Here is a 6288-nt window from a genome sequence, read left to right as displayed (position 1 = left end):
TCTACCCAGACCACCCCCGCGCCAGTGCTAGCTTTGCGTACCGTCACTTATTGCACTGAAAACGAGGAGACCCCTGAAGGCCGCTGGCATCAAGAAAGACGGCCCGCGCTACGTGCGCAAGGTCAAGGGTGGCTTGCTTGAAGCCAGCGAGGTGCAACCCGGCACCGTCCAGCTCGCCTGTATCCGTGGAGGCGGCCATGAATAAAGCCGCCATCACCAAGCCCGCCATCGGTCTGCTGGTGGGTGCATCTCTCGCGCTGGCTGCCAGCGCAGGCGCGTCCCAAACCAGCGGCAACTGGTTCTCGTCCATGTTCTCGACGGGCGGCAGTGGTGCCAGCTCTGGCGTCTCGTCGGAGATGGCCGCCGTGGACGCGGCGATGACCCAGAAGATGCAGGATGACCTCAAAAACTGCGACGACGTGGGCATCGGCGCGAGCATCAAGACCGCCATAAGCGCGCACAGCCAAATGGCCTCGGCCACGCCCAACGTCGAAAGCCTGTTTGATCCGAACGACTCGTGCTTCTCGTCGGTGAGCCAGATCATCGACCTGTCGTTCTCGATTCCGTCGCTCGGTTCGATCCTGTCCTCGGCGCAGGACGCAGTTTTGAAGTACGCGCAGAAGAAGGTGTGCTCGACCGTGAGCAAGGTGTCCGGCATGGTCACGTCGCCCATCAACCAAGCCATCGGCCAGTGGAATACCTTGGGCCAGCAGTTCACCGATATCAACGGCATGGCGAATAGCGCCGTGGGTGGCTCGTTGAGCACGCTCGATCCGCAGCTTGGCAGCGCCTACAAGCCCGCCTCGGCCGCAACCGGCTACAGCGTGAACGCCAACGCCTTCGGCACGAACCAGACCGTGTTCAACGCCGGGGCCAGCACCCAGCAGGGTGCGCAGACAGCGCCCGCGACCTCGGCACAGCCGCAGGCCATCCAGCAGGCTCAACCCACACAGACCGAACCCCAGAGCTTCACGAGCTGGGCGGCTGGTCTTTTCAACTGAGGAAAAGAGATGCGCAAGCCGCTCGTTTTGACCCTCGCGCTGGCGATCAGCGGCAGCGCATTCGCTGACACCTGCATGGTGTCGCCTACCTCGAAGGAGCAAGTCTCCGGCCGCTTCGGCAAGTTCCGTGAAGGTGGTGCCGCCAACTTCGGCTCCGGCAATGCCAAGCCGCACATGCACGATGGCCTCGACTTCTCCACCAGCGGGCAAAACGCGCCCCTCTACGCAACCTCGGCGGGCACGGTGACGTGGGCCAAGCTGCGCGGCAGCGCAGGCAACACCGTCATCATCAAGCGGGACAACGGGCAGTCGGCCGTGTACTACCACTTGAGCTACATCGCGGTGAAGGAAGGCGACAAGGTGCAGGCCGGGCAGGAGATCGGCCGGGCCGGTTCCACCGGGATGAAGCCGGGCGGCGCAGTCCACCTGCACTTCATCTATGGCGTGCCCAACGCGGATGACGCCCGAGCCAAGACCTTCTCGGCAGACGCCAACAAGAACCCGACATTCAACCCGGCGCAGCTCCCGAACGCGATCAGCAAGCAGAGCACGGCCTTCAATTACGCGACCGACCCGTCGCCCTACTTCTGCAAGACCTTTCCCATCCAGAACGACGGCCTGTATCCGGTACTGGGCAGCGACACGATGGCCCAGTACAACAAGCTGTTCGGTGCGACTCCGGCGATGGGCGTGCCACCGACCACCCAGTTCGACCCGGTACAGGTGGCGGCGGCCAATGGCGACGCCTTGCAGGCCGCCGCCAAGGGCGCGACCTCGATGGCAAACGTGCTCAACGATGCGGACGGCTACGGCTCACTGCCCTCCCCACCCATTGGCGACTACGAAACCATGTCACCGGCTGAGATGTTGTCTACCGAGGCGCAACGCCGCTTCGCCGACTCCGAATGGAACAAGTCGATCACACAGGTGAGCAGCCGCGCCTTGTGGGTGGACTACACGCGTGCGGCTGGCGTCTCCATTTATCTGAGCGCCGCAATTCGTCAGAAGCAGGAACGCATGGAGGCGCTGATGGCCGTCTACACGGCCCAGAAGCTGGCCGGAAAGCGTGCCCAAGTCGAAGCCGCTCAGATGCGCGCCCTGCGTGACGACGCGACACGCTCCATCAAATAACCAGAGCACATCACATGGAAACCTTGGATCTCAATGCAGTTGCCCGCATGGGCCTGATCTTGGCCCACCTGCTGGCCTTCGCAATGGCCGCTGTGGGCATCGCTTTTGGCGACCTGGCGATCTTCCGCAAGCGCCGGGTCGATGCCGACATGCTGGCCACCTCGCAAACCTTCGTGAAGTGGGCGCTCTATGCCCTCTGGGCGACCGGATTGGTTGTGATCTGGCTCGATACCCGGTTCGACCCGGCCACGCTCGCGACCAAGCCCAAGTTGCTCGCAAAGCTCACGGTAGCCATCGCACTGAGCGCCAACGGGTGGCTGCTGCACAAGGTCGTTTTCCACCGCTTCACGGTGCCACAGGATGATCCACACCGCGCGGCCACCCTGCCCGCCATCGCGGGCGCGATCAGCGCTTCGTCGTGGCTGTTTGCAGCGTTTGTTGGAGTTGGTAAGGCTGTTGCCCCAGCCCTCGGATATACCGGATTCATCGTGCTCTACCTGGCTGTCGTGAGCATGGCCATCGGCTTCTCGCTGTTCTTCATCCGCCCCATCCTGGCCGCCCGGATGCTTCGGCCCGAGCCGGTGCATACCGTCATCGCCGAACACGCCCGCCAGTTGCTCGGCCCATTCGCTGATGACTACCTGGCAGAGAACGGCGTTCGTGCGGCAGACATCGAGCGCAACCCCGCCCGCGCCGTGGTGCGCATCGGCAAGCTGCTCGAAGAGATCGACCCGGCACACCGGGAAGCATTCGACCGTCTGACCGCACGCAAGCTGCGGGGCGAGCTGGCTGAGGCGTCGTGATGCTGCTGTTTTTCGACTTCGGCCGCCTCCTCTGGGGTCACACCATAGGAGCGCACGGGCCAGCGGCCCGGCTCGCGAGAGTGCTGGATGACTTCCCATCGGTCGAGCTGGTCATGATCCGCTGGACAGTCGGCACGCTGCGCAGCATCGACGACGTGCGCGGCGAGGTGCCTGAACTGAGCGATCACCTCCAGCACTTGGCCCATCGGCCCATCCGTGCCGACGCATACCCAGAGCGCGAGATCACGAGCACGCTGCGCCGCAGGAAACAACTCTATTGGGTTGCCGTTGTTCATGAGCGCTTGGCAGGCGGCTACATCCGCACCGCACAGAGTAGCGGCGCTCCCCTCCTGCTCTGTCGCAATGGCTTCGACGATGAGGCCGCTGACCGTCTGCGCGCCGCGCTGGAGCGTGTTGTGAGCGCCGAGGCGTTCGTCAGCGTAGATCACGGATTTTTCAAGTCAAAGGAGACAGCATGCGCTTCGTAAAAAGGGCCGCGAGTGGCGCGGCCAAAGTCACAAAGTACGTCACGATGACGATGCCCTTGTCGATGTTCGGCTGGCAACTGAACAAGGGGCTTTTCGAGTGGAACCGCTCCATGTGGACGCGGACGGTGAATCCAACTTGCCCAGACTGCGATGCCGGAGTGCTGCTGGCCCAGCGTGACGCACCTGCAATCCTGGATCAGACCGACGGTGGCGACGCCCGCCCGCTGCAAGCATGGTCATGCAATCACTGCGGCTTCGGGATGCTGGCCCCGGAAGGCCGAGACGGCATCCGTGAAGTCGCGAGCCGCCACCGCCTAGCGCGCGCTCGGATGGCCTTCGGCGATCTGTCGCGCGCCGAGCGTGAGTCGTTCGGACGCCAGCACCGCATCTCTTCGCGCATCTTCTTTGGCGCAGCAGCGGTGATCGGCACTCATGGCATCTACCTGCTGGCATCGGCAGCGCCGCTCATCATCGCGCTCAACTGGCTCTCTTTCGCGTTCATGTTCTGGGTGCTCGGCATGAAGAAGTCGTATCGGTCGTGGCAGGTCACGACTGGCCACATCTTCCAGGAAGGCGCGGCAAAGCACTGGTTCAACCACGAAAAGTGGTTTGTCTAAAGGGAGGATCACCATGCTGCTGTTCATCGAACACGATGCCGTCATGGGCACGCCCGACGCCCGCAAGGCGCTGGCCGATTTCGTCGGGCACCGGCCCGGCATCAACCTGGCGCTCTTCCACACGGCCGCCGAATCCGACGACGACGTGCGTGCCACCTACCCGGCAGCGCTGCGCGAACGCCTGGTGCTGACGCCCAAGACCCCGCGCGCACGCGATCTGCGGTTCTGGGTGGCCTACGAAGCTGGCTGCGTATGGGCCGCCATGCGGCACAACGGCAAGGTCACCCAGTGCGAGGCATGGGTGGCCCTGGTGCCGCCCGCCTGGGAAAAGGCCGCCCGCGCTCAGTTCGGCGACAAGCGTGTGGTGGTCATCCCGGCTGCGTTCTCGGCCGCTGACGCGCGCAGGTTGGCGCGGACGCTCTCGACCTACCGGCGTGTGCCAGTCGATCCCGAGTCGTCGGTGCGCAACCTGGCCAGCAGCGCCTCGGCCGTGCCGATGGCCTCCAGCTCGGCGGCCGTGAAAACCGGCTCTCGCGGCAAGTCGGCAGGCCACTCGATCCGCGCCGCCTCGTCGGCAAAGCGGTCGGCCAGCTCTGCGAGCATCTTGGGATAGTGCTGGGCGAGCTCAGCCCCTGGGCCTGCCACCTGGCAGGCGTCCAGCACCTGCTGGAGCGACCCCGCCGTGAGGCGCAGGTCGGCAATCAGCGTTTCAATCCGCGTCGGCTTCACTTTACGCACCTCCACATATACGCTAATACGTATTTAAGTAGAAATTACTTCTCAATGCACCACTCGAAGTACGAGTCGTCCAAGGTCAACAGTTGAGGCGTGCCGGTCACGCTGGTACTCGCACGCACCTCCACAGCAATCGGTTGTTCGCCGAAAGACGCACGGGACTCGATGTCGTCGTACCACTGCGCAAGCCACTCTGACTGGTTAATCGACGCCGGTTTTGCCGTGGACGTGAGCCAGTCGGCCACGGCGGCACGGCCAGCCGATGTGAGGCGAGCCGATGGGAACGTTTCGGCAGAAGCGTCCGCGAAGATGCTGCGAGCCTCGGCAGGGGTCAAAGTCTGTTGCGCCATGATCTTTCCTATACGTAGTTGCGTAAAAGCGTAGTTACTTAGAATCACTCTTGCTGGTCTTGGCCTCCAGCGTGGCCACCTTGCCGCGCAGCTCGGAGGCTTCGGCCGCTGACTTCTTCGCCTCGGCGCGCGCCGCAGCCGCGTCCACCTTGGCCGCCTCAAGCTCACGACCAGCCGCATCGAGCGCGCCCTGCTGGGCCTGGGCCTGCACCCGCGCCTGGTTGAGTTCCCCGCTGACCTGGTTGAGCTGCTTTTCCAGCGCATCGACGCGCGTCTCGGCCTTGCCGGTGCGCTCGGTCATGGATTCCAGCTTGGCCGTCAGCACGGCCGCCTGCTGCTCGGCCGCCACCCTGCCCTTCACCTCGCCCGCCAGGTCGGCGCGCAGGCGCTCGACCTCGGCCGCCTGGTGCATGAGCGTTTCAGCTTGGGCGTCGATCTTGAGCTGGGCCTTGGCCAGCTCGACGCGGGCTGCTTCGGCGGCCTGCTGCTCGCGCTCGATCCGCTGCTGGGCTTCGGCCAGGTCGGCGGACTGCTGGGCGGTCTTGCCCGCCAGCGTATCGCGCTCGGTCGTGAGCCCGACCACCTGGGCTTGCAACGCCTCGATCTCCGCATCCTTGGCGTCGCCGTCATCGGCCAGGCGCTTGGCGTCCGCCTGCTCCGCCGCCAGGCGAGCCTCAGCCTCGGAACGGGCCTGCGATGTCGCCCGAGCGATCTCATTGGCAAGAGCCGTCACCAGCGCCTGTGGCAGCTCCGGTGCGGACGCGATGGCCACCGGCCGGGCGTCCCGCCACTTGGCGAGCAGCTTGTGGATGGTGTTGGGACTGCCGGTGCCACCCAAACCCTCGCGCACCGCCCGGATAGTAGGCTGCTGGCCAGCGCCCACGAGGGCGTCGGCCACTGCTGCCACCTGCTCAAACGTAACCCCTTCTCGTGCCATACCAGTGCTCCTGTATCAAATCCGGCCTTTGCCGTATCAATACAGATATGATACATGATATGTATGCGATACGCAAGCGGTTTTTTAGTGCGTGAATACGTATTTGCGGATTTAAGGCCGGTCAACGAACCGGCCGGTGTTCGGCTGTTCGAGTGAAAACCGGGTCAAGGGCCGCAGGGTGGCTGGCGCGGCCCGCAGCGCAGCGAGGACACGGGCCACCCGGAGG

General features: G+C 64.4%; 8 protein-coding genes. 6 read left to right on the top strand and 2 right to left on the bottom strand.

The window, feature by feature from the left end; genetic code table 11:
* Positions 1-197 precede the first annotated feature (197 nt).
* From AVS7_RS07580 to AVS7_RS07555, 6 genes are read left to right on the top strand one after another with little or no spacing between them, the layout of a single operon-like run.
* Positions 198-1001: a hypothetical protein gene (locus AVS7_RS07580; protein WP_020227836.1), complete on the top strand. Its 804-nt coding sequence runs from the start codon at positions 198-200 to the stop codon at positions 999-1001.
* A 9-nt stretch (positions 1002-1010) separates the two neighbouring features.
* Positions 1011-2132, top strand: a complete 1122-nt coding sequence (locus AVS7_RS07575) for a M23 family metallopeptidase (protein ID WP_020227835.1) — start codon at positions 1011-1013, stop codon at positions 2130-2132.
* 14 nt (positions 2133-2146) lie between these two features.
* The gene (locus tag AVS7_RS07570; protein ID WP_024001128.1) at positions 2147-2935 is read left to right on the top strand and encodes a hypothetical protein; all 789 of its coding nucleotides are present in this window, start codon (positions 2147-2149) and stop codon (positions 2933-2935) included.
* Positions 2935-3423 (top strand): hypothetical protein, encoded by a 489-nt coding sequence (locus AVS7_RS07565; protein WP_020227833.1) that lies wholly within the window; start codon positions 2935-2937, stop codon positions 3421-3423. Before AVS7_RS07570 ends, AVS7_RS07565 begins: the two co-directional genes overlap by 1 nt.
* Entirely contained in the window at positions 3411-4040 is a 630-nt protein-coding gene (locus tag AVS7_RS24305; RefSeq protein WP_024001127.1) for a hypothetical protein, read from the top strand. Before AVS7_RS07565 ends, AVS7_RS24305 begins: the two co-directional genes overlap by 13 nt.
* A gap of 13 nt (positions 4041-4053) precedes the next feature.
* Complete coding sequence (locus AVS7_RS07555; RefSeq protein ID WP_020227831.1) at positions 4054-4653, top strand: hypothetical protein; 600 nt, start codon at positions 4054-4056, stop codon at positions 4651-4653.
* Positions 4654-4813: 160 nt separating this feature from the next.
* Here the strand turns inward: AVS7_RS07555 and AVS7_RS07550 are convergent, their stop codons facing one another.
* On the bottom strand, positions 4814-5125 hold the full coding sequence (locus AVS7_RS07550; protein ID WP_020227830.1) for a hypothetical protein: 312 nt from the start codon (positions 5123-5125) through the stop codon (positions 4814-4816).
* Positions 5126-5159: 34 nt separating this feature from the next.
* Positions 5160-6062: a DNA-binding protein gene (locus tag AVS7_RS07545; protein WP_024001126.1), complete on the bottom strand. Its 903-nt coding sequence runs from the start codon at positions 6060-6062 to the stop codon at positions 5160-5162.
* Between the last annotated feature and the right edge of the window lie 226 nt (positions 6063-6288).

The sequence above is a fragment of the Acidovorax sp. MR-S7 genome (genome assembly GCF_000400995.2).
Classification (GTDB): Bacteria; Pseudomonadota; Gammaproteobacteria; order Burkholderiales; family Burkholderiaceae_C; genus MR-S7.
This window is presented reverse-complemented; position numbering and strand designations above follow the sequence as displayed.

Coding starts and splice junctions, on each gene's coding strand:
- AVS7_RS07555 (WP_020227831.1), top strand. CDS start 4,054: ATGCTGCTGTTCATCGAACACGATGCCGTCATGGGCACGCCCGACGCC.
- AVS7_RS07570 (WP_024001128.1), top strand. CDS start 2,147: ATGGAAACCTTGGATCTCAATGCAGTTGCCCGCATGGGCCTGATCTTG.
- AVS7_RS07575 (WP_020227835.1), top strand. CDS start 1,011: ATGCGCAAGCCGCTCGTTTTGACCCTCGCGCTGGCGATCAGCGGCAGC.
- AVS7_RS07545 (WP_024001126.1), bottom strand. CDS start 6,062: ATGGCACGAGAAGGGGTTACGTTTGAGCAGGTGGCAGCAGTGGCCGAC.
- AVS7_RS07550 (WP_020227830.1), bottom strand. CDS start 5,125: ATGGCGCAACAGACTTTGACCCCTGCCGAGGCTCGCAGCATCTTCGCG.
- AVS7_RS24305 (WP_024001127.1), top strand. CDS start 3,411: ATGCGCTTCGTAAAAAGGGCCGCGAGTGGCGCGGCCAAAGTCACAAAG.
- AVS7_RS07565 (WP_020227833.1), top strand. CDS start 2,935: ATGCTGCTGTTTTTCGACTTCGGCCGCCTCCTCTGGGGTCACACCATA.
- AVS7_RS07580 (WP_020227836.1), top strand. CDS start 198: ATGAATAAAGCCGCCATCACCAAGCCCGCCATCGGTCTGCTGGTGGGT.